The organism is Leisingera aquaemixtae, from assembly GCF_006740765.1.
Classification (GTDB): Bacteria; Pseudomonadota; Alphaproteobacteria; order Rhodobacterales; family Rhodobacteraceae; genus Leisingera; species Leisingera aquaemixtae.
Map to the genome: position 1 here is coordinate 2,260,255 of NZ_CP041159.1, position 26,887 is coordinate 2,287,141.

General features: G+C 65.3%; 22 protein-coding genes and 1 pseudogene. 3 read left to right on the forward strand and 20 right to left on the reverse strand.

Annotated features, from left to right (window positions below; all coding sequences use genetic code 11):
* Positions 1–62 precede the first annotated feature (62 nt).
* Entirely contained in the window at positions 63–1,709 is a 1,647-nt protein-coding gene (locus tag R2C4_RS12755) for a peptidoglycan-binding protein (protein WP_141890917.1), read from the reverse strand.
* Positions 1,710–1,878: 169 nt separating this feature from the next.
* Complete coding sequence (locus R2C4_RS12760; protein ID WP_141890918.1) at positions 1,879–3,303, reverse strand: aminotransferase class V-fold PLP-dependent enzyme; 1,425 nt, start codon at positions 3,301–3,303, stop codon at positions 1,879–1,881.
* Positions 3,304–3,407: 104 nt separating this feature from the next.
* Here R2C4_RS12760 and R2C4_RS12765 point away from each other — a divergent pair, with 104 nt between their 5' ends.
* Positions 3,408–3,869: an Lrp/AsnC family transcriptional regulator gene (locus R2C4_RS12765; protein ID WP_141890919.1), complete on the forward strand. Its 462-nt coding sequence runs from the start codon at positions 3,408–3,410 to the stop codon at positions 3,867–3,869.
* An 80-nt stretch (positions 3,870–3,949) separates the two neighbouring features.
* Here R2C4_RS12765 and R2C4_RS12770 read toward each other — a convergent pair whose 3' ends face one another.
* From R2C4_RS12770 to R2C4_RS12785, 4 genes are all read right to left on the reverse strand, one after another.
* Positions 3,950–4,522: a PA14 domain-containing protein gene (locus R2C4_RS12770; protein ID WP_141890920.1), complete on the reverse strand. Its 573-nt coding sequence runs from the start codon at positions 4,520–4,522 to the stop codon at positions 3,950–3,952.
* A 164-nt stretch (positions 4,523–4,686) separates the two neighbouring features.
* The gene (rpsD, locus tag R2C4_RS12775; RefSeq protein ID WP_058286061.1) at positions 4,687–5,307 is read right to left on the reverse strand and encodes a 30S ribosomal protein S4; all 621 of its coding nucleotides are present in this window, start codon (positions 5,305–5,307) and stop codon (positions 4,687–4,689) included.
* A gap of 324 nt (positions 5,308–5,631) precedes the next feature.
* A complete protein-coding gene (locus R2C4_RS12780) occupies positions 5,632–6,705 on the reverse strand; it encodes a Hint domain-containing protein (RefSeq protein WP_141890921.1) in 1,074 nt (357 codons plus the stop codon).
* A 204-nt stretch (positions 6,706–6,909) separates the two neighbouring features.
* The gene (locus R2C4_RS12785; RefSeq protein WP_141890922.1) at positions 6,910–7,827 is read right to left on the reverse strand and encodes a LysR substrate-binding domain-containing protein; all 918 of its coding nucleotides are present in this window, start codon (positions 7,825–7,827) and stop codon (positions 6,910–6,912) included.
* Positions 7,828–8,048: 221 nt separating this feature from the next.
* Between R2C4_RS12785 and katG the strand changes: the two genes are divergently transcribed.
* A complete protein-coding gene (gene katG / locus R2C4_RS12790) occupies positions 8,049–10,256 on the forward strand; it encodes a catalase/peroxidase HPI (protein ID WP_141890923.1) in 2,208 nt (735 codons plus the stop codon).
* Positions 10,257–10,422: 166 nt separating this feature from the next.
* Here katG and R2C4_RS12795 read toward each other — a convergent pair whose 3' ends face one another.
* The 11 genes from R2C4_RS12795 to R2C4_RS12845 all read right to left on the reverse strand — a co-directional run bounded on the left by R2C4_RS12795 (position 10,423) and on the right by R2C4_RS12845 (position 22,996).
* Positions 10,423–10,794: a cytochrome C oxidase subunit IV family protein gene (locus tag R2C4_RS12795; protein WP_141890924.1), complete on the reverse strand. Its 372-nt coding sequence runs from the start codon at positions 10,792–10,794 to the stop codon at positions 10,423–10,425.
* Positions 10,795–10,803: 9 nt separating this feature from the next.
* Entirely contained in the window at positions 10,804–11,520 is a 717-nt protein-coding gene (locus R2C4_RS12800) for a heme-copper oxidase subunit III family protein (RefSeq protein WP_141890925.1), read from the reverse strand.
* A gap of 13 nt (positions 11,521–11,533) precedes the next feature.
* The gene (locus tag R2C4_RS12805; RefSeq protein ID WP_141890926.1) at positions 11,534–12,232 is read right to left on the reverse strand and encodes a cytochrome c oxidase subunit 3; all 699 of its coding nucleotides are present in this window, start codon (positions 12,230–12,232) and stop codon (positions 11,534–11,536) included.
* Positions 12,229–14,004, reverse strand: a complete 1,776-nt coding sequence (locus R2C4_RS12810; protein ID WP_141890927.1) for a cbb3-type cytochrome c oxidase subunit I — start codon at positions 14,002–14,004, stop codon at positions 12,229–12,231. The genes R2C4_RS12805 and R2C4_RS12810 overlap by 4 nt, the downstream gene beginning before the upstream one ends.
* A gap of 83 nt (positions 14,005–14,087) precedes the next feature.
* Positions 14,088–14,921: a cytochrome c oxidase subunit II gene (locus R2C4_RS12815; protein WP_141890928.1), complete on the reverse strand. Its 834-nt coding sequence runs from the start codon at positions 14,919–14,921 to the stop codon at positions 14,088–14,090.
* 283 nt (positions 14,922–15,204) lie between these two features.
* Entirely contained in the window at positions 15,205–17,034 is a 1,830-nt protein-coding gene (locus tag R2C4_RS12820) for a BCCT family transporter (protein WP_058286070.1), read from the reverse strand.
* 77 nt (positions 17,035–17,111) lie between these two features.
* Positions 17,112–18,122: an Ldh family oxidoreductase gene (locus R2C4_RS12825; protein ID WP_141890929.1), complete on the reverse strand. Its 1,011-nt coding sequence runs from the start codon at positions 18,120–18,122 to the stop codon at positions 17,112–17,114.
* A 12-nt stretch (positions 18,123–18,134) separates the two neighbouring features.
* Complete coding sequence (locus tag R2C4_RS12830) at positions 18,135–18,764, reverse strand: DUF3726 domain-containing protein (protein ID WP_141890930.1); 630 nt, start codon at positions 18,762–18,764, stop codon at positions 18,135–18,137.
* Positions 18,761–20,449, reverse strand: coding sequence for a hypothetical protein (locus R2C4_RS12835; RefSeq protein ID WP_141890931.1), 1,689 nt, complete (start codon positions 20,447–20,449; stop codon positions 18,761–18,763). The genes R2C4_RS12830 and R2C4_RS12835 overlap by 4 nt, the downstream gene beginning before the upstream one ends.
* Before the next feature lie 3 nt (positions 20,450–20,452).
* Complete coding sequence (locus R2C4_RS12840) at positions 20,453–21,436, reverse strand: membrane dipeptidase (protein ID WP_141890932.1); 984 nt, start codon at positions 21,434–21,436, stop codon at positions 20,453–20,455.
* 114 nt (positions 21,437–21,550) lie between these two features.
* A complete protein-coding gene (locus R2C4_RS12845) occupies positions 21,551–22,996 on the reverse strand; it encodes an aldehyde dehydrogenase family protein (RefSeq protein WP_141890933.1) in 1,446 nt (481 codons plus the stop codon).
* A 105-nt stretch (positions 22,997–23,101) separates the two neighbouring features.
* Between R2C4_RS12845 and R2C4_RS12850 the strand changes: the two genes are divergently transcribed.
* On the forward strand, positions 23,102–23,989 hold the full coding sequence (locus R2C4_RS12850) for a LysR family transcriptional regulator (protein ID WP_141890934.1): 888 nt from the start codon (positions 23,102–23,104) through the stop codon (positions 23,987–23,989).
* A 275-nt stretch (positions 23,990–24,264) separates the two neighbouring features.
* Here R2C4_RS12850 and R2C4_RS12855 read toward each other — a convergent pair.
* The 3 genes and pseudogenes from R2C4_RS12855 to R2C4_RS12865 all read right to left on the reverse strand — a co-directional run.
* Positions 24,265–24,775: pseudogene (locus tag R2C4_RS12855) on the reverse strand (ABC transporter ATP-binding protein); the annotation flags it as partial.
* Positions 24,772–25,821 carry a FecCD family ABC transporter permease gene (locus R2C4_RS12860; RefSeq protein WP_141890936.1) on the reverse strand — a complete coding sequence of 350 codons (1,050 nt, stop codon included), beginning with the start codon at positions 25,819–25,821 and terminating at the stop codon, positions 24,772–24,774. The pseudogene R2C4_RS12855 and the gene R2C4_RS12860, both read right to left, overlap by 4 nt.
* Positions 25,818–26,828, reverse strand: coding sequence for an ABC transporter substrate-binding protein (locus tag R2C4_RS12865; protein ID WP_141890937.1), 1,011 nt, complete (start codon positions 26,826–26,828; stop codon positions 25,818–25,820). Before R2C4_RS12865 ends, R2C4_RS12860 begins: the two co-directional genes overlap by 4 nt.
* Positions 26,829–26,887 lie beyond the last annotated feature (59 nt).

The following is a 26,887-nucleotide window of genomic DNA, read 5'->3' on the forward strand; positions in this document are numbered from 1 at the left end:
AGATGACGCTTCCCCCTTGCTGCCGCCCCCCAGCGGCAGTCTGCCCCGGCCGCATACGCGCGTCAGTGCGCGGCTGCAGTCTTGGGCATTTTGCGCTTGGCTTCGGCCATGATGATCTTCTGGATCTGCTTGCGCAGTTCCATGTCCTTGCGCATCGCCTCGTTGGCCTGCTTCTGCATGGTGGAGGCTGATTGCGAGCCGTCCGCGCCGGCCAGCGCCTCCCCCGCGTATTTGCTGAGCGTCTTGCCGGAGATCTGCTTGGCGATCTCGCCATAGATGGCGTCGCCGTGCAGCTTGATGAAATCCTCCGTCGCCTTGGTGCCGTATTTGGCAATCAGGTCCTTCTTGACCGCGCCTTCCATGGCGGCGGGCGCCAGCGTGGTCTTGAGGAATTTTTCGGCGGCGCTCGTGAAGCCGGAAGAGAATGCCTCCAGCGCCTTGCCGGCGCCTGCGGACATGATCCCCGCGGTCAGGATCTTGGCGATGCTTTCCTTAATTTCCTTGGTGTTAGGCGGGCGGCCCTTTTCGATCAGGGGTTTGGCGAGGCCGATGGTCTCCTTCAAGGCCTCCGTCACCATGGCTTCGCCGGCCTTGGATTTCAGGAATTTCTCGAAGAAGGCCTTCACTGCCTTCTTGGGCATTTCGCGCGACAGCCTGGAGGCCGCGGCCTTGGCCAGATCATCGGCAAGGCCTGCGGACAGCTTGGCGGTCAGCTTGCCGCCGGCCGCCCCCGCCAGGCCCGCGATGAAGCTGTCGATGAACACCTTCTTGGCGGCGCCGTCCCAGGTGACGGTGTTGCCCGCCAGATGCTCGCCGAGCTGGCCCGCGCTGGATTTCAGCGCCTCGGTGCTGGCGGCGGCGATGGCGTGGGCCTTGGCGGGCGACATGCCTTTGGTCGCGACCAGGCGGGCGGTCATGTAGGTTTCGACCACGGCAAAGGAGACCTCGCGCACGACCTCCAGCTTCCAGACGATGGCGCCTGCGGTGCTGATGCGCTGGTCGATGAATTTCTTGAACGCCTTGCCGCCGGTGTTATAGGCCTTGGTTGCCTTCACATCCTGCTTGTAGACCTTTTTCCAGTCCGGCTTTTTCTTGCTGGTCAAGGTCTTGAGAAAACTCGCCTCGGAGCGGGCGTTCAGAATCGGGGTCCAGGGCGGATCGGTCTTGTCGTTGACCACGCTGACGGCGAATTCGGTCAGCGCGTTCAGGAAGGTCTCGTTGCCCTGGCGGGTGTTTTCCACATCGTTGCAGAAATCGACCCAGGATTCCGCCTGGCCGTACATCATTTCCGCCTTGGCCAGCAGCTTGCGGCGCAGTTCCTCCTGCCCGGCTTCAAACTCGGCCACGGTGATCAGCTTAGACTTGCCGTTTTCGACAACCTCGACGCGTTCCACCTTGGTGTCGGCGGAATGCATCGCAGCCAGTTTCGGCAGGCCCGCATTCCAGGTGCGCATGCCGGGATCGACAATGCCATCAGGCTTCTTGAAGCCCAGCTTCTTTTTCTGGAAATCGCGGATCATGGTGATCAGCGCAGCATCGCATTTGGTGCTGACCTCAACGGAATAGCCGTTTGCCTTGAGCATCAGGCGGACGAGTTCGACATCCGCGGGGGCGTTCTTGACCGGTTTGAATTTGCTTTCACCGGTTTTGGGGTCCGGCTTGGTAATCCGTTTCTTGTCGCCAACGGGGGCGGACAGCTTGAGAGCCATGACCTTGCTCCAACCAATTAACTACTGGTTCAAGCGTGCCATGGCCCCGGCGCTCCGTCGCGGGGGATTTGGCAGAGACATTCCCCTTTAAATGCCGGGGCCGGCTGCCTACGTATCACAAGCATGTGAGGTGCTTCCCCGATGCGGGAAAGCACTCAAACCGGGTACGCTAGGCGGCCTGTGCCTTGAAACGGGCGGTCTGCGGGTCGGCATCGTAACGGGCTGCAATCTCCCCCGCCTTCATCGTCAGGTCATTGACGCAATTGATGATGTATTGCGCTGTCTCCTCCTCCATCAGGTAGGAGAAGTTGAGCCGGACCCAGCCGGGCTTCTTCATCTCCTCGCCTGCCTGCAAGTCGGCAAACAGGGTTTCCGATTCCGGATGATTGATGCCCAGCAGCCGGTGCGCGTAAGGGCCTGCGCAAGCGCAGCCGCCGCGGGCCTGGATGCCGTAGACGTCGCTCAGCATGCGGGTGAACAGCTGCTGATGGACCGGCTTGCCTGCCGCGTCCGTCACCAGGAAGGAGAAGATCGGCAGCCGGTGCGCGCTGCGGTGGCCGAGGATGCGCAGGCGCGGGTTGGACAGCCAGCCGTCCCAGGCCATTTGTGCAAACCTGGCTTCGCGGGCCTCGATCTGGTCCTGACCCACCGCTTCCTTAACCAGAAAGGCCAGGGCCGCGCGGATGTCGCCGATCACGTTGGGGGTTCCGGCCTCCTCGCGCGCAGCCAGATCCTGGCTGTATTCGTGCCGCCAGGGGGAGACGAAGCTGACGGTGCCGCCTCCCGGCCAGGACGGGCAGCGGCGGCGCACGGCGGATTGGTTGACGATCAGCACGCCAGAGGCGCCGGGGCCGCCCGGGAACTTGTGCGGTGAGACCACGACGGCGTCCTTGCGGGCCGCGCCGCCCGCGCCCATGTCAACCGGCAGGTAGGGGCCGCCGCCAGCATAGTCCCAGACCGCCAGCGCGCCATGCGCGTGCAGCAGGCGGCTGATGGGATCGGGAGCGGTGACGATGCCGGTCACGTTGGAGGCGGCAGAAAAGCTGCCGATTTTCAGGTCGCTGTCCGCGTGCTGTTTCAGGGCCAGTTCCAGCACTGCCAGATCCGGGCCGCCCTCGGCTGCTTCGGGGATCTCCACCACCTCGGCCTTGCTCTCGCGCCAGGGCAGGATGTTGGAGTGATGCTCATAAGGGCCGATGAAGACGACCGGGCGGGCGGCCTCGTTGACGCCAAACAGGCTCACCAGGCGGTTGAGGCCCGCAGTGGCGCCGGAGCCGGTGAAGATCACCGCATCCTGTGCCGTGGCGCCGGTGAGACGGGCAATCTCGCTGCGCGCCTCGCGGCGCAGGCGGGTCATCTGGGTGCCGCAGTAGGACGCCTCGGTATGGGAGTTGGCGTAGAAGGGCAGCACCTGGGCGGCCACGAAATCCTCCACCTGGCGCAGTGCGCGGCCGGAGGCGACGTAATCGGCGTAGACCAGCGGCACCTCGCCATCGAGACCGGGGATCATCACCCCGTCGCCAATCACGCTGCGGCCAAGGGTTCCGTCCTGGGCGGCCTGCCGGATTGTCTGTTTAAATGCTGCCAGGGTCATGTCGCGCCTCCGAAATCTGTGAGGCCACTATGAACGGAGTTTCGCGAGAGAACTTTATCAATTACTGAGTGGATCGACCCAATATTGTGTCATATGATCCAATCATGACCAAATCAGCAGATCAAATTGACCGTGCGATCCTGAAGGCCCTGCAGCAGGACGCCAGCCTGTCGCAGCGCGAGCTGGCGGACAAGGTGGGGCTGTCGCAGAACGCCTGCTGGCGGCGGCTGAAGGCGCTGAACGAAAGCGGGCTGCTGAAGGGCTCCACCGCGCGGCTGGACCGCAAGCAGCTGGGGCTGGATCTGGTGGTGTTCGTGCTGCTGCGCACCCGGCATCATTCGGCGGAGTGGCTGCAAAAGTTCCGCCGCCACGTGCTGACCATCCCCGAGGTGGTCGATTTTCACCGCATCGGCGGCGATTACGATTATCAGCTGAAAGTGGTGACAGAAGACATGGCCAGCTACGACAAGGTCTATCAGCGGCTGATCTCGGGCGTGGAGCTGGACAGCGTGACCTCCTATTTCGCGATGGAAGCCATCGCCGAGGGGCGCCCGCTGCCGCTTTAGAAAAGGATGAAGCGGGGGCTCTGCCCCCAGCCCTGCGGGCTTCCCCCGGGATACTTCCGGCCAGAAGAAGGCCCTTTTGGTCAGTGACCGAAGGCGCTGTCCTTCATCCATTTCGGGCGCTTGCCGTCCGGACCCATGCGCATGTGCAGGCAGGCGGTGCCGAGGCGCTGGAAATAGAGGATATCGACCGGATACCAGCCGGCAGAGGGTACCTCGACCTGGGTCATGATGGTGCTGTCGCAGGACTGGCGGCCGTCGAATTCACCCACGATCTGGCCGCCGATATTGGCCCGCAGCCCGTCGTTGGTCAGGAAGTCGATATTGTGGATGCCCGGCTGGTCGAACTTCACGTATCCGGTGATTCTGGCCGCCACATGCATCGGCCGCTTGGCGGTCAGGGTGTTCTGCCCCTCTTCGGTGTCGCGGTTGTCCAGTCCGGCGATGGGGCGGCCCGGCTCGCTGCCGATTTTCAGCGCCGAGGAGGCTTCGGCCAGTGTTTTCACATCCTGCGGGTAGGCGTAGACCACCGCGAGACCGGGCTTGACGCCAGAGGGCTGCGGATTTGCGGGGGTGAGTTTCAGTGGTGCCGCGCCTGCCGCCGCCGCCAGAACCGTGAGCGCCGCCGCGGCAGCTGCCTTCATCATCAACTTCATGGGTCACTCCCTGTCGCTTTTGAGGAAGGATAGTACCAATGATGCCGCCGGACCACAGCTTTCCTTGCTGCCGCGCCGCGCGCCTGCGGCAAGGCGGCCGCGCCACAGAAAAAGGGCTGCCCGTTTGGACAGCCCTTCCGCCAGTTGCCCTGAGGGCAGCAGGCTTAGTTCTTGGCGTAGAATTCGACGACCAGGTTCGGTTCCATGATCACCGGATACGGCACGTCGCCCAGGGACGGGGTGCGCACGAAGGTTGCGGTCATCTTGGAGTGGTCGGCTTCGATGTAATCCGGCACATCGCGCTCAGCCAGCTGAACGGCTTCCAGAATGGCGACCATTTGCTTGGACTTGTCGCGGACCTCGATCACGTCGCCCTCTTTCACGCGGTAGGAGGGGATGTTCACGCGCTTGCCGTTGACCAGGACGTGGCCGTGGTTGACGAACTGGCGGGCCGCAAAGACGGTCGGCACGAACTTGGCGCGGTAGACGACGGCGTCCAGGCGGCGCTCCAGCAGGCCGATCAGGTTTTCACCGGTGTCGCCCTTCACACGCTCGGCTTCGCCGTAGATGCGGCGGAACTGCTTTTCGGTCAGGTCGCCGTAGTAGCCCTTCAGCTTCTGCTTGGCGCGCAGCTGGATGCCGAAGTCGGACAGTTTGCCCTTGCGGCGCTGGCCGTGCTGGCCCGGGCCGTAGTCGCGGCGGTTGACCGGGGACTTCGGGCGGCCCCAGATGTTTTCGCCCATGCGGCGGTCGATTTTGTACTTGGCAGACGTGCGTTTGGTCACGGCTGATCTCCTTCTAAAGTGGCATTGCAGCTGCTTCCGAAAACCGGTTCCCACTTTTCGGGCTGCAATCGCGTCTGCCACTGCACCGTCTGTGTGTACCTGTCCCAGGAGACCTGCAACAATCGAAGGGCGTTGTCCTCTTGCTCCGCATCCAGGATCCGGGCATGACAGGCATCCCCTTGCGGGGGCCACCAACACCAATGAAGCCGCGCTTATATCGGGGTTCGGGGCGGAGTCAACACGGCTGCGCCCGAATGATGCGAAAATCTGCATCCGCCGCGGGCCAGGCCGCCGCATGGTGCCCTGCCCGCCCAGGCAAAGGCGTCAGGCAGCCTCGTGCCGCAGGATCGCCGCCTCGGACGGGCTGAGGCTGCGGCGGGCATAGGCGCCATAGGAGAGCGGGTTGCGCTCCAGCTCCGGCTGCAGGCGGAACAGCCTTTCCCTGTCCGTGCCGCACAGCGCCGTGAGCGAGGCACTGGACGGATGGAAGCTGTCAGTTTCAACCCCATTGGCCCAGAGCACCTGATGGCTGGCCAGCATCAGGTGGATATAGGTGACTTCGCGCACCGAGGCATCGGGCAGGATCGTGCGGCCATCGACCAGATCGCCGGCCGCCACCAGCACCTCGGGCGTGTTGAACAGCGCCTGCACATGCGCGCCGCGCAGCAGCATCCGGTGATCGGGAGAGACCAGCAGTTCCTGCTCCGGCCGGCCGATCCCCAGGGCGCCTGCGTGAATGCGGACCGGGCGCAGCTGCGGCATCACATACAGGCGCGCACCGGTGATCCGGCGGGAGCCGATCCACAGGATCTCCTGCGCGCCGCTGTCGCGGGTCTGGACCCTATCGCCTTCGCGCAGCTGTTCCACCGGTTGCGGCCCGCGGGGGGTCGCAATCAGCGTGCCCGGGGTAAAGCAGATGACGCCGCCATCGCCCTGGGCCCCGCGCTGGGGCCGGTCTGTGCGGACGGCGCCAAGCGCGTGATGCACCACCCAGAGGTCAGTGCCGCGCGGCGGCAGCTCACCGGCAAACATCACCAGCGGGGGCTGGCCCGGGCCGGTTTCAATCAGGGTGGCCGTGAAACTTTGCACGCCGTTGGTCACTGCGAAGCTGCTGTCCTGCAGCGGCGCGTCAGCCGCCGCCGCGCTGATGCCTGTCCGGTTCTGCAGCGCCGCGCCAACCAGCCGGCGCACCGACCGCGCCGCGCGGCGGCGCATCTCTGCATCGCCGTTTGCCATATCCAGCCGCGACAGCCCGGCCGGCCCGTCCACCCGCACGGCATCGCCATGCCAGGACCAGGCCGCGCCCGTATTCAGCGCGTCCACCGGGGCGGCCCGAAGGCCGTCGATCTCGGTTTGCGACCAGGACATAACAAACGTGCCGTGAAAGCCCGTTTTCATCTGCCTGTATGCCCGCTTCAGTGTGTTATTTTTTGCGGAACGTTAACGCAGTGTTCTTACTCCGGAAACTGCGATGCGGTTGAAACGCTTGTGAACGTGCCCTTTGCGCACCAATCTTCACTGGGTTGAAGCCGGGCTTGCGCCACTCAACCAACGGGGCGGCAAACCGGCGGCCGTGCGCCTGAAAGACCCTCTCTCCGTGCCTCAGGTCATCGGGCTGTAACTGGCCCGCAGGGCATCGGCCGCCTGGCGCACCACGCCGGCGACCTGCATCAGCTGCCGCGCCAGCGGGTTGCTGCGGCGCCAGATCATGCCGATGGTGCGGGCGGGCTGCGGGTCGCGGAAGCGGGCCACCGACACCACCGCCGAGCGGGTTTCAACCGGCACGGCCATTTCGGGGATGAGCGTCACGCCGATGCCGGCGCTGACCATCTGAACCAGCGTCGACAGGGAGCTGCCGTCCAGCAGCTCGCGCGGGGCGGCCGACTGCATGTTGCAGAAAGACAGCGCCTGATCGCGGAAGCAGTGCCCTTCCTCCAGCAGCAGGAGCCGCATTTCGCGCAAGCCCTCAGGCCCCGGAACCGGCTTGCCAGTATCCTCCCCCGGGCGCACCAGCACGAAGTCCTCGGAAAACAGCGGCACCTCCTCGAACGCAGGCTCAGAGACCGGCAGCGCCACGATGGCGGTGTCCAGACGCCCCTCGCCCAGTTCCTCCAGCAGCTTGGGGGTCACGGTTTCGCGCACCCGGATGTCGGCCTCCGGATACTGCCGGGTCAGCGTGCCGACAATGGAGGGCAGCAGATAGGGCGCGATGGTGGGAATCACCCCGATCCGCAGCCGCCCGGCCAGCCCCTCGCGCGAGGCGCGGTCCAGCTCGCCCAGCTCATCCACCGAACGCAGGATGCCGCGCACCCTGACCGCCAGATCCTCGCCAAAGCTGGTCAGACGCACCTGGCGCGCCCCGCGCTCCACCAGCTGCACCCCCAGCACTTCCTCCAATTCCTTGATCTGAACCGACAAAGCGGGCTGAGACACCGCGCAGGTCTCTGCCGCGCGGCCGAAATGGCGGTGCTGTGCCAGCGCCTCAAAATAGCGCATCTGGCGGAGGGTCACGTTTATCATAGGATTTGCTTATCACTGCGATGAATAAATGCAACTTAATCCAATGGGTTTCCTCTGCTAGCCTCACCGCACGAAGACAGGGAAAACCGGCAGCAGCTTTGCCGCGCGCGCAGCCTCATGGCGGGGCTGCGGCAGCGCGCTGGCCCGGAGCCGCAGAACGGGTCCCGGGGCGCTTCTGTCGCGTAGCGCGTCAACAACTGCAGCCACGATCGGAGACAAAAATGGACGGAAATACTCCCCAAGGAAAATGCCCGGTGTTTCATGGCGCTGCCGCAACCGGCGGCACCACCAACAAGCACTGGTGGCCGAACCTCTTGAACCTGAAGGTTCTGCACCAGCATTCGCCTGCGTCGAACCCGATGGGGGCTGATTTCAACTATGCCGAGGAATTCAAGAAGCTGGACCTAAAGGCGGTGAAGCAGGACCTGCACGCGCTGATGACCGACAGCCAGGACTGGTGGCCTGCGGACTATGGCCATTACGGGCCGCTGTTCATCCGCATGGCCTGGCACAGTGCCGGCACCTACCGCACCGCCGACGGGCGCGGCGGCGGCGGCACCGGCAGCCAGCGCTTTGCGCCGCTGAACAGCTGGCCGGACAATGGCAACCTGGACAAGGCGCGCCGCCTGCTGTGGCCGATCAAGCAGAAGTACGGCAACAAGATCTCCTGGGGGGACCTGATGATCCTGGCGGGCAACTGCGCCATTGAATCGATGGGCGGCCCGGTGTTCGGCTTTGGCGGCGGCCGTGCGGATGTGTGGGAACCGGAGGAAGACGTCTATTGGGGGGCGGAGACCGAATGGCTGGCCACCAGCGACCAGCCCAACAGCCGCTATTCCGGCGAGCGCGACCTGGCCAACCCGCTGGCCGCGGTGCAGATGGGGCTGATCTACGTGAACCCGGAAGGCCCGGACGGCAACCCGGACCCGGTCGCCTCGGGCAAGGACGTGCGCGAGACTTTCAGCCGCATGGGCATGAATGACGAGGAAACCGTGGCGCTGGTGGCGGGCGGCCACACCTTCGGCAAGGCGCATGGCGCCGGCGATCCCGAACTGGTCAGCACGGAGCCCGAAGGCGCGGACATTGAGCACATGGGGCTTGGCTGGCTGAATTCGCACGGCACCGGGAACGCTGCTGACACCACCACCTCTGGCATTGAAGGGGCCTGGAAGCCCAACCCGACCCATTGGGACATGGGGTATTTCGACGTGCTGTTCGGCTATGAGTGGAAACTGGTCAAAAGCCCGGCCGGTGCGAACCAGTGGCAGGCGCAGGACGTGAAGCCCGAGCATATGGTGGTGGATGCCCATGACCCCAGCAAAAAGCATGCGCCGATGATGACCACCGCGGATATGTCGATGCGGATGGATCCGGACTATGAGAAGATCTCGCGCGATTTCCACGCCAACCCGGAGAAATTCGCCGACGCCTTTGCCCGCGCCTGGTTCAAGCTGTGCCACCGCGACATGGGGCCCAAGTCGCGCTATCTGGGCGAGGAAGTCCCGGCCGAGGATCTGATCTGGCAGGATCCGGTGCCGCCGGTGGATCACCCGCTGGTGGAAACGGATGACGTTGCAGACCTCAAGGCCAAGGTGCTGGCGTCCGGGCTTACGGTGCCGGAACTGGTCTCCACCGCCTGGGCCTCGGCCTCGACCTTCCGCGGCTCCGACATGCGCGGCGGCGCCAATGGCGCACGCATCCGGCTGGAGCCGCAGAAGACCTGGGAGGTGAACGAGCCTGACAAGCTGGCAAAGGTGCTGAAGGTTCTGGAAGGCATCCAGAGCGATTTCAACGGGAGCGCATCCGGCGGCAAGAAGATCTCGATGGCCGATCTGATCGTGCTGGCGGGCGGCGCCGCGGTGGAAGAGGCCGCCAAGGCCGCTGGCCATCCGGTCGAGGTGCCGTTTACTCCGGGCCGGACGGATGCCAGCCAGGAGCAGACCGACATCGAAGGATTTGCCGTGCTGGAGCCGGAGGCCGATGGTTTCCGCAACTACCAGAAGGCGGACTACAGCATTCCGGCCGAGAAGATGCTGGTGGACCGGGCGCAGCTCCTGACCCTCAGCGCGCCGGAGATGACGGCGCTGATTGGCGGCCTGCGGGTGCTGGGGGCCAACCACGGCGGCGCGGCGCATGGGGTGTTCACGGACCGGGCCGGCACGCTGAGCACCGATTTCTTCACTAATATCCTGGACATGAGCGTGCAGTGGAAGCCGGCCGGCGACGGCACCTATGAGGGCCGTGACCGTGCCAGCGGCGAAGTGAAATGGACCGCCACCCGCGCCGATCTGGTGTTCGGCTCCAACTCGCAGCTGCGGGCGCTGGCCGAGGTCTATGCGCAGGATGACTTCAAGGATGCGTTTGTGCAGGACTTTGTTGCGGCCTGGGCCAAGGTGATGAACGCAGACCGGTTTGATCTGGCGGCGTAAACACGGCCCATCGCGCAAACAGGGCGCTCCGGGAAACCGGGGCGCCTTTCTCATTGCACGGCCTAGGAACAACACTGAGGGCAGCGCCTGACCCTGGGTGGGCGTGAAGCGCCCTCCCGTGGGGAGGGTCGGGCGCTGCCCGGCCTACGGCCGGGCGGAACGGTCGTTACTCAGGCGCCCCTGCCCCCTGCCCAAGTTCAATCACCCGGGTGCCGGCGGTGTACTCCGACTCGATGATCAGAATCGCCAGCAGCCCGATCAGCGCCAGCGGCGGCAGCAGGATCGCGTAGATCAGCGCCAGCCGCTCCCAGGCCATATGCATGAAGACGGCGATGATCAGCCCCGCCTTCAGCACCATGAAGATCAGGATCAGGCTCCAGCGCAAGAGCCCCTGCAGCTGTGCGTAATCCACCCAGTACGAGCCGGCGCTGAGGATGAACAGCAAGACCCAGACCACGAAGTAAAGCTTGATCGGATGCTGCTGCCCCTCGTCATGCGCCACATGCCGGGTGTCCATTGCGTGCGGTGTGTCTGTCATGGCGGCCCCCTACCACAGATAGAAGAATGCAAAGATGAAGACCCAGACCAGGTCGACGAAGTGCCAGTACAGCCCCATGATCTCGACCGCCTCGTAATCGCCGTTGCCAGCCGACATCCAGCTGCGCTGGTCCCGGTCGAAGTCGCCCCGCCAGACCTTGAGGGCAACGATGATCAGGAAGATCACACCGATGGTCACATGGGTGCCGTGAAAGCCGGTGATCATGAAGAAGCTGGCGCCGAACTGCTCTGCCCCCCAGGGGTTGCCCCAGGGGCGCACGCCCTCGGAAATCAGCTTGGACCATTCAAACGCCTGCATCCCCACGAAACACGCGCCCAGCGCGGCGGTCGCCAGCATCAGCGCGGCGGTCGCCTTGCGCGCCTTGCGGTAGGCGCAGTTCACCGCCATCGCCATCGTGCCGGAGGAGGAAATCAGCACGAAAGTCATGATGGCAATCAGGATCAGCGGCAGGTCCTGGCCGCCGATATGCAGGGCAAAAACCTCGCTGGCGTTGGGCCATTCGGCGGTGGTGGAGCTGCGGGCGGTCAGGTAGGCGACCAGGAAGCAGGCAAAGATAAATGTGTCGCTGAGCAGCAGGATCCACATCATCGCCTTGCCCCAGGAGACCTTCTTGAACACCCGCTGGTCCGAGCTCCAGTCGGCGGCGAAACCGCTGTGCCCCTGTTGCAGCAGCGTCTGGTCCTGGCCTTGCAGCGGATGGTCCATCAGTCTCCCTCCCTCAAGTCACGGCGGCGCGGCACAGCGCCAGAAAGGCGTTGCCCCAGCCCTGCAGCAATGCAAACAGCATCAGCCAGAACGCCAGCAGCCCGTGCCAGTAAAGCGCGCAGAGCCGCACCCCCGGCAGCAGCGCCTTGACGTCCCCGCCGCCGGCGTGGCGCAGGCAGATGGCCGCCAGCGCGATGATGCCGCCCAGCACATGCAGCCCGTGCAGGCCGGTGATCAGGTAGAAAAAGCTGGCCGCAGGGGGACCGTCCAGCGGGTAGCCGTCTGCGGTCAGCGCGATCCACACCTGCGCCTGCCCGGCCAGAAAGGCGAGCGTGGCGATGCTGGCGGCAATCAGGCTGGCGCGCAGCCAGCGCGTGGTGCCCGCCCGCGCGGAGATCACCACGAACTGCATGAACAGGCTGGCCAGCAGCAGCAGCGCCGTATTGAGCCAGACCCGGCCGGGCAGCGGCACCAGTTCCCACGGCGTCTCGTCGATCTGCATGACAAAAGCACTGCCAAGCATCGCAAACAGCCCGCCGGCCACGGCGAGGAAGACGGCGATGAAGATGAAGCCCGGCGCGCGCCCCGGGCCATGGCCCGCCAAGGGGGCAATGCCGGTTTCCAGCCAGGGCTTGGAGGCGAGCCGCTGCTGCGACAGCCACAGCCCGGCGGCCAGGGCGACCAGCGCCAGGAAGGCCAGGATGACCGTCACAGCCGCCTCCCCCCGCTGTCCGGCACCCAGGGATCGTTCTGGGCGACATAATCCTCCGCCGCGCCGGGCACGCTGTAGTCATAGGCCCAGCGGTAGACGTTGGGCAGGTCATCCCCCCAGTTGCCATGCCGCGGCGGCGTTTCCGGCGTCTGCCACTCCAGCGAGGTGGCGCGCCAGGGGTTGCCGCCCGCCGCAAGCCCATGGCGCAGGCTCCAGAAGATGTTGAACAGGAACAGCACCTGCACCGCGCCGACAATCAGCGCGGCGGAGGAGATGAAGGCATTGAGCCCGTCCACCGGCGCGGTCAGGAAGGCCGGCTCGCCGATCTCGAAATAGCGGCGCGGCACGCCGACGAGGCCGACATAGTGCATCGGGAAGAACACCGCATAGGCCCCGATGAAGGTGACCCAGAAGTGGATCTGGCCCATCGCCTCATTCAGCATCCGTCCGGTGATCTTGGGATACCAATGGTAGATCGCGCCGAAGATCACCATGATCGGCGCCACCCCCATCACCATGTGGAAATGCGCCACCACGAACATGGTGTCGCTGAGCGGCACATCGACCACCACGTTGCCCAGGAACAGCCCCGTGAGCCCGCCGTTCACGAAGGTCACGATGAAGCCCAGCGCAAACAGCATCGGCAGGGTCAGGTGGATGTCGCCCTTCCACAGGGTCAGGATCCAGTTATAGACCTTGATCGCGGTCGGGATCGCGATGATCAGCGTGGTGGTGGCGAAGAAGAAGCCGAACCACGGATGCATGCCCGAGACATACATGTGGTGCGCCCAGACGATGAAGCTGAGCGCGCCGATGATGACGATGGCCCAGACCATCATCCGGTAGCCGAAGACATTCTTGCGCGCATGGACCGCGATCAGGTCGGAGACGATGCCGAAGGCGGGCAGCGCCACGATATATACCTCCGGATGGCCGAAGAACCAGAACAGGTGCTGGAAGGCAATCGGGCTGCCGCCGCCGTAGCTCAGCTTCTCGCCCAGCTCCACCAGCGCCGGCATGAAGAACGAGGTGCCCAGGAGCCGGTCGAACAGCATCATCACGCAGGCCACGAACAGCGCCGGGAACGCCAGCAGCGCCATCACCGTGGCGGTGAAGATGCCCCAGACGGTCAGCGGGAGCCGCATCATGGTCATGCCGCGGGTGCGGGCCTGCAGCACGGTGACGGCATAGTTCAAACCGCCCATGGTAAAGCCGATGATGAACAGAATGAGCGAGACCAGCATCAGGATGATGCCGCTTTGCGCGCCGCCCGGCGTGCCCGACAGCACCGCCTGCGGCGGGTACAGCGTCCAGCCCGCGCCGGTCGGCCCGCCGGGAACAAAGAAGCTCGCCACCAGCACCAGCACCGCCAGCAGGTAGATCCAGTAGCTGAGCATATTGACGAAGGGAAACACCATGTCGCGGGCGCCGACCATCAGCGGGATCAGGTAATTGCCGAAACCGCCGAGGAAGATCGCGGTCAGCAGATAGATCACCATGATCATCCCGTGCATGGTGACGAACTGGTAATAGGCCTCGGGTGTGATGAAGTCGAACAGCCCCGGAAAGCCCAGTTGCAGCCGCATCAGCCAGGACAGCACCAGCGCCACCAGGCCGATGGCCGCGGCGGTGCCGGAATACTGGATGGCGATGTATTTGGCGTCCTGCGAGAAGACGTACTTGCCGATCCAGCTGTGCGCATGCGGCGGCATCACATCGGCAACTTCGCGCGGCGGCAAAGTGCTGTCGTGGTCAGGCAGGTAGTCGGTCATTACAGGCCTCCATCCAAATCCGGTGTACCGGCCGGCCTTTCGGCCGGGCAGCGCCCGGCCCTCCCCGCGGGAGGACGCTGCCCTTAGCGTCTTGCGAGCCTCGTTTCGGCCCCGGCTCCGGGAGCCGCGCCCGCGTAGTCTTCAAAGGTCAGCTGCTCCTGCAGCCATTCCTGGTATTCCGCGGCCTCCACCACGGTCACGAAACCGCGCATGAAGGGATGTGCGGTGCCGCAGTATTCGGCGCAAAGCGCCTCGAAATTGCCGGTGCGGGTCGGGGTGAACCAGATGTAGGTGACCATGCCCGGCACCATGTCCATCTTGGCGCGAAACTCGGGCACGTAGAAATTGTGCAAGACGTCGATGGAGCGCAGCAGCAGCTTGACCGGCTGATCCACCGGCAGATAGACCTCGCCGCCCTCGATGATGAGGTCATCCTTGCCGAACCGGTCATGCGGGTTGACGCCCAGGGGGTTTTCGCCGCTCACCCATTCCGCGTCCGCGGTGCCTAGCACGCCGTCGGCGCCGGGCAGCCGGTAGGCCCAGTTCCACTGCTGGCCGAAGACCTCCAACTCGCTGGCGTTCCCGGGCACGGTGACGAACTGCTTCCACACGAACAGCCCCGGCACCAGCATCGCAGCCACGCCAACGGCAGTCACTGCTGTCAGCCACCACTCAAGCCGCTTGTTTTCCGGATCGAACTCAGCCTTGTGGCCCGGACGGTGCCGGAATTTCCACACGCAATAGGCCGTGAACAGCACCACCGCGGCGAACACCGCACCAGTGATCCAGAAGATTATTACCAGCGTGTTGTCGATATAGTCCCAGTTCGACGCGATCGGCGTCCACCACCACGGGCTGTACAGATGGAACGCAACGGACCCCGCCACGATCAGCACAAGCACGACCGCAATCAGCATCCCGCCCCCTTTCCCCCGCTCCCCGGACACATCCAAGGCCGAAAAGGCAGGTTCAATCGGTAAGAGAAGGCAGTATACGCCGGTTTCACAAATTAATCCAGAAACGGAAGATTTTGCGCCCCTGACGCTAAAAACTTTCCGTTTTCACGCAATTTGCCAAACGAACCGGACGCGGCCGCCTCCGGAGGGCAGCACCGCTGCTGTCAGATGTCCGCAAACAGTAAGGGGCCGGAGGGAATGTTCCCCCCGGCCCCGGCACCGCCCGCAAGGACGGCTGGCGTGCTTATTCGGCAGGTGCGCGCTCTGCGGCCTTTTCGCGCTGGCCGTCGCGGAACAGCGCCTTGGCCAGCGAGATGCACATCAGGCCCATCACCATGGTGAACGGCAGCGCACCGATGATCATCGCGCTTTTCAGCGCTTCCATCGGATCCGCTCCGCCGTTCTGCTTGCCTGCAAACAGCAGGGTGCCGATCACGGCGGTCAGGATCAGGCCCCAGACGATCTTGTGCTTGTTGCCGATGTTCTGGTCGCCGCCGGACATGATGGTGTTCATCACCAGAATGCCGGAGTCCGCCGAAGTGACCAGGAAGGTCATGATCAGCACCACGCACATGATGGTGATGCCGGACAGCAGGCCGCCGTCGATCATGCTTTGCAGGGTCACGAACAGCTTGGCGGTGTTCGAGGCGCCGATGATCGCACCTTCGGCCGCGCCGTTCAGTTCCAGGTCGATGGCGGTGCCGCCCAGGATGGTCATCCAGGCAAAGCAGACCAGCGCCGGGGCGAGCACGCAGCCGACGATGAATTCACGCACCGAGCGGCCGCGGGAAATGCGCGCCAGGAACAGGCCCACGAAGGGCGAGAACGCGATCCACCAGGCCCAGTAGAAGGTGGTCCAGCCAGCCTGCCAGCCGAACTGGCGCTGCGGCTCGCCCGCGGCATAGGCCGCCGACAGCACGTCGTCGGACAGGGCAGCGGCTTCGCCCTCCAGACCGGACTTGAAGCCTTCGAAGGAGCCCCAGGCGTTGGTGGCACCGCCGCGCAGCGCATCGGCATAGGGGGCGGCCTCAGCCGGCAGCGCCGCCGAGAACTCAGCCGCGGATTGCGGGCCGAAAGCACCGAAGCTCAGCGCCGTGAAGTTCAGGATGTAGTCCACAATGGCCGACGCGTAGGTGCTCATGGCGAACACGAAGGAGCCGAAGACCACGAAGACCAGCAGCAGGATGATCGACAGGACCAGGTTCAGGTTCGACAGGTACTTCACGCCGCGGCCGACGCCGGACACTGCCGAGATGATCGACAGCCCCATGATCGCGAACAGGCCGGCCAGCAGGCCAACGGTGCCCGGTGCAGGCGCGTCGCCGCTCATGTCCATCATCCATTCCATGCCGGTGATCGCGTAAAGGCCGTCCACGAACTGCGACACGCCGAAGCCGATGGTCACGGACACGCCCAGGATGGTGGCGACAACGCCCAGCACGTCAACGACGTGGCCCAGGAAGCCGTTCATCAGCTTGCCGAACAGCGGCGTCAGCGCGGTGCGGATGGTCAGCGGCATCCCGCGGGTATAGGCGTAGTAGGCCAGCGACAGGCCGGTCACCACGTAGATCGCCCAGGCATGGAAGCCGTAATGCAGGAAGGTGTAGCGGAAGCCGGACTGAATGGCCTCCTCGCTGTTCGCTGCGACCTCCTGCGACAGCACCACCGGGTTGGACCCCCACAGGCCCAGCGGCTCTGCGGTGGCGAACACCATCAGGCCGACGCCCAGACCGGCGCCGAACATCATCGAGAACCAGGAAAAGTCCGAGAATTCCTTCGGCTCGCCCGGGGCCCCCATGATCCGCTTACCGGTTTGCGGCAGCGCGGCGACCACAAACAGGAAAAAGGCGAAGAAGCCGACGATGATGATGTAAAAGGCGTTGAAGTCCTCCAGAATACGCCAGTTCAGGCTGCCGAGCACGCCGGTGGCGTTTGCCGGCCACACCAGGGCCCAGAGCACCAGCGCGACCATGATCCCCTTGCTGAGCAAGGCAATCTCGACGCTGTGCCCCTCGTAGAAGCCGCCGTTGGAGGTCTTGATCTCCAAATCGGTAAAAGGTTGCTTAATTGACATGCGTTTCCTCCCGTTTCGCACGTGCCGCACCGGGGTGCGGAATGTCCGGCGGGGTGCGGCCCCGCCGGGGATTGGCGTCAGCCCAACAGAGCTTTGATCCTGTCCAGCGTTGCCACGCTGACCGCGACGCCTTGGTCCCGGGCTTTGATCCGCTTGCCGCGGCGCCCGTCGCCTGGCAGATGTGCGCCAGGCTGTGCCCGCACCGCGCCCACGATTCCGACCATTCCGGCACGAAATGTGTCATTCGAGGTTGCTGCGGGGTCGATTGCGATGAACATCTGGCCGGTTTTCGGCGGACCGCCTGCGGTGCCGGAGAACGGCGAGGCATTGATGCCCAGCGTGGCACCGGTCAGCGCGGCGGCCATGATCTCGGTCAGCAGCGCCACCCCGACGCCCTTGTAGCCGCCCGAAGGCGCCATCGAGCCCTTGAGGCCCGCGTCCGGGTCTGTGGTCGGGTTGCCGTCTGCATCCAGCGCCCAGCCCAGCGGAATCTCCTTGCCCTCGCGGGCGTGTTTCATCACCTCGCTCTTGGCGATGGTGCTGGCGCTTTGGTCGATCAGCAGCTCCGGCTCGCCGTCCTCGCCCGGCACCGCAACCGAGAACGGGTTGGTGCCGACCACCGGCTTCCTGCCGCCCGAGGGCGCAATTGAGGCGGGCGCATTGGTGAAGCCCAAGCCCACCAGCCCGGCGCGGGCCAGGCGGGCGGTGTGGTAGCCCAGCACGCCGCAGTTGTAGCTGTTGCGGATTGCCAGAACTGCGATGCCCTGCTCGCGGGCTGCCGGGATCAGCGCTTCAAAGCCTGCGTCGATGGCCGGATGGGCGAAGCCGGTGGCCGCGTCCACCGCGACGACGCCGGGGCGCGGGCGGGACAGAACCGGCACCGCCTGCCCGTCCACCTTGCCGCATTGCACATGCTCGGCATAGATCGGGATATAGGCGAGGCCATGGCTGGCCACCCCATCCGCCTCGGTCGCTGCGGTGGCAACTGCCAAGGGCCGCGCATTCGCCTCTGACGTGCCTGCAGCCACCAGTGCGCGGAACGACAGGTCCTCGATCTCGGCAAGGGTCAGGGTTCGGGTTTCGGTCATCTCAGTGCCTTCTCAGTCGTTGTCGGACAGCCCGGCGCCGGCGCCCAGCAGGCGCGACTCCTCGGTGGCCGGAGCGTAGGTTTTATGGGCAAAGCGGTTGAGCGCGGCCCAGGCCGCCTCCGCCGGTTCGGCGCGGGTGCGGCCGGGGTTCGGGTTTGCCAGGCTGCCCGCAGCGCAGATGCTCAGGCGGGCGGCCGCGTCCGGCAGGGTGCCTTCGCAGTGCAGGGCGGCGCCGTCGGTGACAGCCTGGAAGCCCTCGCCCGCAACCGTGACGCAGGCGCCAAGCTGCCGTGCGGCCGTTGCGGCAAAGGGCAGGATCATCGCAGGCTGGGCAACTGGGCCGATGGCCATTGGCATGTCCCGCAGCCGCGCCGCGCAGTCGGACAGCGCCGCGCCGGTTGCCAGCGGACAGAGCGGCGCGTCTGCCAGCCAGTCACCCTCGATGCCTTGCGGGACGTGAGCCTCCAGCTCAGCTGCAAAGCCGGCCTCCAGCAGCCGGGCCAGCACCGCCGCGCCGTCCAGCCCCTGCGCGCACAGCCAGCGGGTGGCCTTGGCGGCTTCCTCGGCCAGCCCCCAGTCATACCCCGCCCCGCGGGCGGCGCGTTTGGCGGTGGCTTCCACTTCGTTCAGCGCATAGCTCATTGGTCTGCCTCCGGGTATACCCACAGGTCGGCGTTGGCGGTGGTCAGGTCCTCAGGGTAAGGCGCGCCCGCATACATGCAGATCCGCACCCAGCGGTCGGAGCGCGGGTCGAAATGGGTAGCGCCGAAGAACGACAGTTTCGCCCGCAGCATGTCGACCGGCAGCACCCGGTCGCTGATGGTGTTGCTGCGGATTTCGCCGTAGGGGGCGGCTTGGCTCATCTGCGCCCGGCGCACGGTGTGGCGGTGTTCCGGGTGGCGCAGCAGGAAGGCCGCGACGGGCGCCTCGGCCTCCCAACCGGCCAGCGCGGCATGGGCCAAGGCTGCGTCACGGGCCGGCGCCAGCGGTTGTTCGTAATTGGCGATGGGCTCGTCGAAGCGTTCGCCCATGCGCGGCTCCAGCTTCTCTTCCGAGACATACCAGGCGCGGGCGCAGTTTTCGCGGGCCGCCCAGTCCAGATCCAGTGCCCAGCCAAAGCTGTCTTGCAGCAGGCTGCGGACCTGCGAAACCGGCATTGCGCCATTGATGATGAAGGCGTCTTTGTTGGCGTCGGCCATGCAGTCGGACAGACCGTCCACCAGCTCCGCATAGGGTTCCAGGATCAGCGAGGCCGCCAGTTCCTGCCCTTCCAGGCTCAGCGCTGTCCCGCTCCAGCGGATCAGCCGGTCCCAGGGGCGGTCATTGCGCAGATCATCTGACGCCACCCAGGCCGCCAGGGCCTCAAGATCCTTGCGAAGGCTCGCCAGCTTTTCGATCTGCACCGGGTGCTCCGAATGCCAGCGCGCCGCCGACAATTCGCTGCGCCGCAGCATCCGGCGAAAACAGGCGGCTTCCTCCGCGGTGGCGGTTTCGACCGAGCGCACCCGGGCAATCGCCTCCTCCCGCGCCATGATCCAGTTGTTGAACAGCACCGGGTGGTTGACGATGTAGGGCGCCATGCCAAGGCCGGTGGAGTTGCCGATCCCCAGCCGCTGCGCGGTTTCGGGCGCCAGCGGCACGGCGTTCTCGCCGCCCTTGGCACGGGCCATATGCTCCACCAGATCACGGACGAAGACACGGGTCAGGTAAACCGACAGCATCTCTGCCTGGAACGGCGCGCTGAGTTCGGGGCGGTCCGCGATGGCCTCCCGGTCGGCAGCGCCCAGCTTGCCGGAGCCGTAGACGGCGGTGGTGCGCATCAGGTAGCCGACGGCATCCACCTGCGCCGGGTCCGGCTGCCGGCCCTGCGACAGCGCATCGACGAAATGCGCCCACAGGCGCACCGAGCGGTTGGCGCGGGAAACAGACAGGGATTTCTCGTTGACCCGGCCCGCCTCCTGATACGGCACGTTCTTTGAAAGCCGTTCGATATCCGCATCCGTCGGCACCCCGTCGAACAGGGTAAAGGTCGCGTCCCAGGCGGTGGCGATCACCCGGTCGGAGCGCATGTCCGGCGGCAGGTCGTGGGCGAAGGCAATCAGGGAATAGGTCCGCGCGGGGCCGGTCGCGGTATAGACCGCCACACCGACACCCTTGGCATCAATATCAAACTTCGGGCGCGCAAAGCTCCAGTTTTCCCGGGCCATGCGCCGTGTCAGCACCCGCATGAAGCTGAGGCGGCACTGGTGCAGGGAGCCGAGGCGGCTGAGGCGCATGACCTGCGCCGGGTCCCGTCGTGATATCGTTGTCTGCGCGGTTGGTTCCATGACCTATCCCTTTGGGCCAAAGTTTTCGGCGAAGAACCGGTACCAGTTCCCGCCCATGATGCCGCTGACCTCGTCATCGTTCATGCCCGTCGCGCGAAGGCCGTCTTCGATGTTTCCAAAGTCGCGGTTGTCCTTGAACCAGCCGGGCATTGCCGGGAAGCCCGGCGCGGCGGCTGATCCTTCGCCGTAGTCGATCTCTTTCGTCCAGCGGCCGACCCGCATCCATTCAACGATGCTGTCAGGCTGGTCCTGGCAAAGATCGGTGCCGATGCCGAGGTGCTGTGCGCCGTATTTGTCGGCAGTGCGGGCAATCATTTCGCAAAAGCTTTGCAGGGTGCAGGCAGACTTGTCCTTCAGGTGGTGCGGATAGACCGAGAAGCCCAGCATGCCGCCATGGCCGGTCACCGCGCGGATCACATCGTCCTTCTTGTTGCGCAGGGCCGGCGACCACTCATGCGGGTTGGCATGGGTGATGGCGATCGGGCGGGTGGAGATCTCCGCCGCTTCGATGGTGGAGCGGTCGGCGGAATGGCTCATGTCCACGACCAGGCCGACCCGGTTCATCTCCTTGATCACCTGACGGCCCATGCGGGTGATGCCCGTGTCCTCGGCCTCGTAACAGCCGGTCGCCAGCAGCGACTGGTTGTTGTAGGTGAGCTGCATGAAACGGGCGCCCAGCGTGTGCAGGATTTCGATCAGGCCGATATCGTCCTCCATCGGCGAGGGGTTCTGGAAGCCGAAGAACACCGCGGTGCGGCCGGTTTCGCGGGCCCTGTCGATGTCAGAGGCCCACTGCCCCTTCATGATCAGGTCCGGATACTGTTCGAACCAGCGGTTCCACTTTTCGAAGTTCAGAACCGTCTCGCGGAAGTTCTCATGATAGGCAATCGTGACATGGATCGCGTCCACGCCGCCCTCGCGCAGCTGGCGGAAGATCTTTTCCGACCAGTTGGCATATTGCAGGCAGTCGATACGGTAGCCGGTCATTCAGGCACCTCGTTCATTAATGGTCAGCGCCCGTCCCAAGTGAATGCGGGGGGCAGGACGGGCGCTGCATCCGGCGTGTCGCCGGATAAGTTCAGGCCGCGCGATTGACGGGCATCAGACCGGCTCGCCGGCGCTGATGTAGGCGGTCTTGACGGCGGTGTAGAACTCCGCCGCCGCCTTGCCCTGCTCGCGCGGGCCATAGGAGCTGTCGCCGCGGCCGCCGAACGGCACGTGGTAGTCGGTGCCTGCGGTCGGCAGGTTGACGGTGACCACACCGGTGCGCGCGTTGCGGCGGAAATGGGTGGCACGGGCCAGCGACTGTGTCACGATGCCAGAAGTCAGGCCGAAGTTGGTGTCGTTGACCACCGCCAGCGCCTCGTCATAGCTGCCCACCTTGATCACGCTGGTCAGCGGCGCGAACATCTCCTCGCGGTTGATGCGCATATCGTTTGTGGTGTTCAGGAAGACGCCCGGGGACATGTAGAAGCCCTCGTGCGGCATTTCCAAACGCTGGCCGCCGCAGGCCAGTTCGGCGCCTTCGGATGTGCCGGTATCGACATAAGCCAGGTTCTCGTTCAGCTGCTGCTCGCTGACCACCGGCCCCATCTGCACGCCCGCTTCCAGCGCGTGGCCCACTTTCATGGCCTGTGCCCCGGCGACAAGCTTGTCAACAAAGGCATCATGAACAGCCGCGTGGACCACGAGCCGGGAGGAAGCGGTGCATTTCTGTCCGGTGCCGCCAAAGGCGCCGCCCAGCGCCAGGGTGACGGCCAGATCCAGGTCGGCGTCGTCCATCACCGCCAGCGCGTTCTTGGAGCCCATCTCCATCTGCACCTTGGTCAGGTTCTGGATGGCGGCGGCGGCAATGCCCTTGCCCACCGGCACCGATCCGGTGAAGGAGATCGCGTTCACCTTGTGGCTTTCGACCAGGCGCTGGCCAATGGAGCGGCCGGAGCCCATGACCAGCGAGAACAGGCCCTTGGGGATGTCCTGGCGCGCGATGATCTCGGTCAGGGCAACCGCCGAAGCCGGGGTGATGTTCGCGGGCTTCCAGACCACGGCGTTGCCGTAGCACAGCGCCGGCGCGATTTTCCACGAAGCGGTGGCGGTCGGGAAATTCCAGGGGGAGATGATGGCGACCACACCCACCGCCTCGCGGCGCACGTCCACCTCGATGTCCGGGCGCACGGAGTCGGCGTTTTCCCCGATCTGGCGCAGGCATTCGGCGGCGTAATATGTGAAGAACTGGCCAGCCCGGTAGACTTCGCCTTTGCCCTCAGCCAGCGGCTTGCCTTCTTCGCGCGACAAGAGCGTGCCCAGTTCCTCGGCGCGGGCCATCAGCTCATTGCCGATGTTCGTCAGCACCGCCTGCTTGCGCTCCAGCCCGTAGGCGGCCCATTCGCGCTGCGCGGTCTGCGCCTGATCCAGAGTGGCGTCCAGCTGATCGGCGCTGGCCTGGGCAAACATGCCGACCAGATCGCTCAGATCCGAAGGGTTGCGGTTTTCGATTTCGCTTTCGCCAGCCAGCCATTCGCCGGCAATCAGGTTCAGTTTGGTCACGGAGAAGCCCCAGATGCTGAATTTCAGGTTTGCAGCAGGATGGACTTCCGCCCTAGCATCAGTCAAACTCAATAAACTGAACGCAATTTCAATAATTCTGAAGTCATGGCCTTGAAGATCGAAATGCTGCGCGCCTTTTGCACCGTGGCGCAGACCGGGAACCTGTCGGAGGCCGCAAACCGGCTGGGCCGGACCCAATCAGCGGTTTCCATGACCCTCAAGCAGATGGAGGACCATCTGGGCAAGAAGCTGTTTGAGGGCGAGCGCAAGAACCAGCTGTCGCCGCTGGGCGAGCAAGTCTTTGAACTGGCACAGAAACAGGTGCGCCACTTCGACCAGACGGTGCAGAGCATCGAGATGGCAGCCGAGGCGACCCACGGCCTGATCCGCATCGTGTCGGTGCCATCGGTGGCCGCTCTGGTATTCCCGGCGGTGCTGGAGCATATGACCGCCCGCTTCCCGGGCCTGAAGGTAGAGCTGCGCGACACCGACACCCAGCAGGTTCTGGACGCCCTGGCCGAGGGCAAGGCGGATATCGGCATCGCCTCCGGCTATCATCCGCTCAACGGAGTCAAGGCGGTGCCGCTGTTCGAGGATAGGTTTGGCCTGGTCTGCTCTGCCGATCACCCGCTGCTGCGGCAGGAACAGCCGCCGGCGATCGCTGATGTTACCGGGGCCGGTTTTGTCCGCAACGCCCTGTGCGGCCTGATCCGCAACGAGCGCTTTGTCGAGGCCAGCAGCGCGGCCGATGTGACGATCCACAACACCCATTCGCTGATTACCATGGTGCGGACTGGCAAATGGGTGACCGTGCTGCCGCAGACCGTGGCCCGCTTCATGCCGGAAACCACCGCCTTCCGCGCCATAGCTGACTTGCCGGACAAGCGGGAGGTCTACCTCTACCAGCGCGAACGCTCGCGGTTTGCGGCCCTGACCGAGGAATGCAGCAGCTTCATCCAGTCCTGCGACCTGTCACCGGATCAGCCGGAGTAACCGCGCGGCGGCGCCCGCCGCCGTTCAGGCAAGGTGAAAGGACAGATGCGGCGCGCCGCCGCCGGCATCCCGGACCTGCCGGGCCGTGATCCCGAACACCTCCGACACCGTGTCCGGCGTCAAGGCCTGTTGCGGCGTGCCCGATGCCACCAGGCGCCCGCCCGACAGCACCGCCACCCGGTCGCAGGTCAGCGCCTGGTTCAGATCGTGCAGCGCCACCACGGCAGTCACCTTCAGGTTCCGGACACAGTTCAGGATCGACAGCTGGTGGTGGATGTCCAGATGGTTGGTCGGCTCGTCCAGCAGCAGCAGCCCCGGCTGCTGGGCCAGCGCCCGCGCGATATGCAGCCGCTGCCGCTCGCCGCCGGACAGGGTGGCCCATTCGCGCTGGGCAAATGCCTCCATTTCGACCGTCCGCAGAGCTTTGTCCACCTGCCGGGTGTCTTCGCCGCTCCAGGGCCGCAAGGCCGACAGCCAGGGGGTGCGTCCCAGCTCCACGACCGAGCGCGCGGAGATGCGCTCCGCGGTGTCGGCCTGCTGCTCGACGATGGCGATCCGCTGGGCAATTTCCCGGCGCGACAGCCGGGCCAGCGGCTGCTCCGCCAGCAGCACGTCGCCCTGCGAGGGCCGGGCCAGCCCCGCCAGCAGCCGCATCAGCGTCGATTTGCCGGAGCCGTTAGGGCCGACCAGCGCCAGCGTTTCCCCCGGTTGCGCCGACAGCGACACATCCGACAGCAGCTCCTTGCCGCGCACCGAGAAGGACAGGCTGCGGGCTTCGATCCTCATCGCGCAGTCCTCTGCCCGCGCACCAGAATGATGGCAAAGGCCGGCGCTCCGATCAGCGCAGTAACGACGCCGATGGGCAGCACCTGCCCGGGGATGATGATACGGGACACGATGTCGGCGCCGATCAGGAACACCGCTCCGGTCAGGGCGGCGGCGGGCATCAGGCGGCGGTGGCCAGGGCCAACCAGGAACCGCGCCGCGTGCGGGATCACCAGGCCGACAAAGCCGATGGAGCCAACGATCGACACCATCACCGCGGTCATCAGCGCGGTGGCAAAGATCAGCACCACCTGCACCCGCCGCACCGGGATGCCCAGCGCCGCGGCGGAATCGGTGCCAAAGGTGAAGGCATCCAGCGCCCGGGCGTGGAAGCGGCAGACCATCCAGCCCGCCAGCGCCAGCGGCACCGCCAGCCACGCATCCGGCCAGCGCACGCCGCTGAGGTTGCCCATCAGCCAGAACATGATGCCGCGCGCCTGATCCGCATTGGCGGACTTGGCGATGATGAAGGCGGTAAGGGCGTTGAACAGCTGCGAGCCGGCGATCCCCGCCAGCACGATCTGCGCCGCCGCCGCCCGGCTGCTGCCCGCCCCGGCGGCCCGCGCCAGAATGGCGACAAAGCCAAACGCCAGCAGCGCCCCGTTGAAGGCGCCGAAGGACAGCGACAGGGCGCCGCCGCCGAGGCCCGCAATGGTCACCGCCACCGCCCCGGTCGAGGCGCCGGCGGAGATGCCAAGGATGTAGGGATCCGCCAGCGCGTTGCGCAGCAGCGCCTGCAGCACCACGCCCGCCACCGCCAGCGCGGCACCGCACGCCCCAGCCACCAGCGCCCGCGGCAGCCGGTAGCTCCAGATGATGCCCTGGTCCACCGGGTCCACCGGCAGCCCCGCCCCGGCCAGCTTGTTGACAAGAACGGACAGGACAAGGTCAGGCGCAAGCGAGGTTTCCCCGATCATTGCGCCTGCCAGAACCGCCGCAGCCAGCACCGGCAGAGCCAGGCAAGCGCCCCTGACGCCCTGCCAGGCCAGTGCGGCGGCTGCGCTCATGCGCCGTTGCCGATCGCGCTGAGTTCAGCCGCCAGATCCTCCAGCGCCGGGATTGCGCGGATGGTGGCATCCATCGCCTGGGCATCCATCACCACGATGCGGCCGTTCTTCACAGCGTCCATCTGGCTGGCGACCGGATCGGTGCGCAGAAACTCCAGCTTCTTCTCGTAGTCATCGGCGGCAAAGCGGCGGCGGTCCATGCGGGCGATCACGATCACCGTCGGATTGGCCTTGGCGATGGTTTCCCAGCCGACGGTCGGCCATTCCTCGTCAGTTTCGATGACGTTCTTAAGGCCCAGCTGCTGCATCATGTAGCCCGGCGCGCCCTTCTGGCCGGCGACAAACGGGTCGCTTTCCATCTCAGGCGAGGAGAACCAGAACACGGCCGAGGCGTCTTCCAGCGCAACCTCTTGTGCCTTGGCAACTGCCGCGGCTTCGCGGGCCTTGTAGCCGGCGACCAGCTCTGCGCCCTTTTCGGCCTCGCCAAAGATCGCCGCAAGCTCCTCGATGCCCTGATACAGGCTCTCGGTGGTGAACATTTCTGTCCGGGTGCCGTCGCCGCCGGTGGTGTTGTCCTTGCCGGCGCAATCGGCGGGCAGAACATAAGTCGGGATGCCGAGGTCATGGAACTGCTCGCGCTTGGCGACGATGCCTTCGGGGCCGACGTGCCATTCGTACTGCGCCGCCACCAAGCCGGGGCGTTTGGCAACCACGCTTTCAAAGCTCGGGTCGTTGTCGGCCAGACGCTCGACCTTGGCGTTCACCTCGACAAATTCCGGCAGCACGTCGTTGAACCAGACCGAGGTGCCCAGCACCTTGTCCCCCAGCCCCAGCGCATAGAGCACTTCGGTGGCCGCCTGGCCGACGGTTACGGAGGATGCCACAGGGGCTTCGAAGGTGAGGGACTGGCCGCAGTTTTCGATGGTCAGCGGAAAGGATTCATCAGCAGCCGCAGCCTGAGCCGCAAGAGTGAAAGACAGGCCAATAAGGCCGGAACGCAGGAACATTATAGTCGATCTCCATGTGTCAATGACCGGAGAACGGGTGAAAGGGCATTGACCGGCGG

Bases quoted from the DNA above. Each gene is read 5' to 3' on its own strand.
- R2C4_RS12755 (WP_141890917.1), bottom strand. From the start codon at position 1,709: ATGGCTCTCAAGCTGTCCGCCCCCGTTGGCGACAAGAAACGGATTACC.
- R2C4_RS12760 (WP_141890918.1), bottom strand. From the start codon at position 3,303: ATGACCCTGGCAGCATTTAAACAGACAATCCGGCAGGCCGCCCAGGAC.
- R2C4_RS12765 (WP_141890919.1), top strand. From the start codon at position 3,408: ATGACCAAATCAGCAGATCAAATTGACCGTGCGATCCTGAAGGCCCTG.
- R2C4_RS12770 (WP_141890920.1), bottom strand. From the start codon at position 4,522: ATGAAGTTGATGATGAAGGCAGCTGCCGCGGCGGCGCTCACGGTTCTG.
- R2C4_RS12780 (WP_141890921.1), bottom strand. From the start codon at position 6,705: ATGAAAACGGGCTTTCACGGCACGTTTGTTATGTCCTGGTCGCAAACC.
- R2C4_RS12785 (WP_141890922.1), bottom strand. From the start codon at position 7,827: ATGATAAACGTGACCCTCCGCCAGATGCGCTATTTTGAGGCGCTGGCA.
- katG (WP_141890923.1), top strand. From the start codon at position 8,049: ATGGACGGAAATACTCCCCAAGGAAAATGCCCGGTGTTTCATGGCGCT.
- R2C4_RS12795 (WP_141890924.1), bottom strand. From the start codon at position 10,794: ATGACAGACACACCGCACGCAATGGACACCCGGCATGTGGCGCATGAC.
- R2C4_RS12800 (WP_141890925.1), bottom strand. From the start codon at position 11,520: ATGGACCATCCGCTGCAAGGCCAGGACCAGACGCTGCTGCAACAGGGG.
- R2C4_RS12810 (WP_141890927.1), bottom strand. From the start codon at position 14,004: ATGACCGACTACCTGCCTGACCACGACAGCACTTTGCCGCCGCGCGAA.
- R2C4_RS12815 (WP_141890928.1), bottom strand. From the start codon at position 14,921: ATGCTGATTGCGGTCGTGCTTGTGCTGATCGTGGCGGGGTCCGTTGCG.
- R2C4_RS12820 (WP_058286070.1), bottom strand. From the start codon at position 17,034: ATGTCAATTAAGCAACCTTTTACCGATTTGGAGATCAAGACCTCCAAC.
- R2C4_RS12825 (WP_141890929.1), bottom strand. From the start codon at position 18,122: ATGACCGAAACCCGAACCCTGACCCTTGCCGAGATCGAGGACCTGTCG.
- R2C4_RS12830 (WP_141890930.1), bottom strand. From the start codon at position 18,764: ATGAGCTATGCGCTGAACGAAGTGGAAGCCACCGCCAAACGCGCCGCC.
- R2C4_RS12835 (WP_141890931.1), bottom strand. From the start codon at position 20,449: ATGGAACCAACCGCGCAGACAACGATATCACGACGGGACCCGGCGCAG.
- R2C4_RS12840 (WP_141890932.1), bottom strand. From the start codon at position 21,436: ATGACCGGCTACCGTATCGACTGCCTGCAATATGCCAACTGGTCGGAA.
- R2C4_RS12850 (WP_141890934.1), top strand. From the start codon at position 23,102: ATGGCCTTGAAGATCGAAATGCTGCGCGCCTTTTGCACCGTGGCGCAG.
- R2C4_RS12860 (WP_141890936.1), bottom strand. From the start codon at position 25,821: ATGAGCGCAGCCGCCGCACTGGCCTGGCAGGGCGTCAGGGGCGCTTGC.
- R2C4_RS12865 (WP_141890937.1), bottom strand. From the start codon at position 26,828: ATGTTCCTGCGTTCCGGCCTTATTGGCCTGTCTTTCACTCTTGCGGCT.